The following is a 1,792-nucleotide window of genomic DNA, read 5'->3' as shown; positions in this document are numbered from 1 at the left end:
CGGCGGTTAAGTGCCTGAATTTTCAGCACTGCGTAACCAATGATTTCTTCATCATCAACCTGATGTTCATCCACGCTGTCGGTGAAGTCGGCCAGCAGCGCAAAGGTGATGTTGTCGAGCGCGTTACCGAGATAGCTGGTTTCCAATGAGCGCAGCAGCGTATCGGTGCCGTGTTTGCTGCTGATCAAACAGGGAATCACCACCAAAGTGCGATCGCCATCCGGCACCGCCAGCTCGTAATCGAGTCGCGGAAGGGGAACAGGATGGCGGGTGCGGGTTGTCACTTCGCTGAGCAGTTGTAAGGCGAGCTGGCTGCTGATAATGATCACCGCCGGTACCAGCAACAGCCACAGCACCACCGACATACCGGCCTGATGGGTGAAAAACAGCGCTTCGGCGCTGAAGGCGGTGGTCAATAAGGTGAGGCTACCAAGCCAGGAGAGCAGCGGCGTTTGGCTGAGATGGTGACGCGCCTGATTGAGCCAGGAACGGCGCGGCTTTAGCTGTTGCTCAAGCTGCGCGCGCCCTTTATCCAGCAAAAAGTAACCAATATGCTGGTGGCGCGGCGGCAATTTGGGCTGACGGCTCAATGCCAGCACATGATTGGCCACGCTAAGCTCGTCGAAGTCGCTCTGACGCGCCAGCTCTTCCACCACGTGTCGATACTGATCGCGGCTGTCAAAATGCATCTGCGGATAAATGCCAGCCGGATCCTGTACCAGCACCTGCTCCACCAAGCTCAGCGATTCCACCAAATCCTGCCAGTTGATTTCGCCAAGCTGGCGCAATCCGGCAATGCTGTTGCTGACCGATAGCTGGCTCAGTGCCAGTTGACGGTTAAATTGTTCAATCACATCTGCGGTATTACGCCCGGTATTCAGCAGATGTTGCTCCACCCACGTCAACGCCAACGAGTGATTCTGCCCATTGAGTTTGCGCGCCAGTTCGGCGACAAACGCGCCGGAAAGCTGGCTGTTTTTGTGCGCCATATCGGCAATCACCTGGATCACCCGTGTGGCGTCTTTGGCAGAGTGATGAACGATCTCATTAATCCACGCTTCGGCCTGGCTGCGCTCATGATGGATCTCGGCAACGCCTTGCGCAATGCGAGCGAGGTTATCGAGCAGCGCAAAGCGCAGCATGGCGGGAAGCGCCCAAAGCTCACCCATTAACAGCGGTGTCACGCGCTGATAGGCGTGAATAAAGGTCGCCAGCACCGCCGATTCCAAACGGCCGTCGCTGTGGCTGATCATCTCATCAGCAATCGCCTGAATACGTAACGCGTGGGCGGGCTCTTCAAGCGCGGGTAAACCCTGTCCAAATTTAGTCGGCAACAGATGGCGTACCATGCGAATTTGTTCTTCGATGATATAAAAATTATCTAAAAGCCATTCGCCAGCCGGTGTCAGATTACGCTTATCACCGGTACTTAATATTTCCGCGCTTTTTATCAGCGCCTGTTCGTTTTCAGTCAGCCGCTGCAATAATTTATAGCTTTTTTTGGCGTCAGAAAGATGATGCGTCTTTGCCAGTCGCTCGCCATATATTGCCATTTGCTGTTCGGAAAAAACGTCTGGCCGGTTTGCCTGGTAAATTCCGCTTTCAGGTAGAAATTCAAAAATAGTGCGTGCCGTTGCTGGAAGCGCACTACTGTTGGTGATTGACCCGGTGGGGGTTTTATTTTTCATAATGGCGTCGCAAAAAATCCAGTGGATTATAAAAGTCAGCACTATCAACAGGAAGATTGACGGTATAAGAGTGGGCGAGGAAAAAGTTCTGTCTTTATTGAGTA

Annotated in this window: 1 pseudogene; it reads right to left on the bottom strand. The window is 53.2% G+C overall.

From position 1 onward, the window contains the following. Positions 1-1,553 (bottom strand): annotated as a pseudogene (locus RTY00_RS24480) (cyclic beta 1-2 glucan synthetase); the annotation flags it as partial. Positions 1,554-1,792: the final 239 nt, after the last annotated feature.

Source organism: Pantoea sp. CTOTU49201 (assembly GCF_032054795.1).
Lineage (GTDB): Bacteria > Pseudomonadota > Gammaproteobacteria > Enterobacterales > Enterobacteriaceae > Pantoea > Pantoea symbiotica.
Note: the sequence above shows the minus strand (reverse complement) of the source record. Positions and strands in the feature narration are given on the sequence as shown.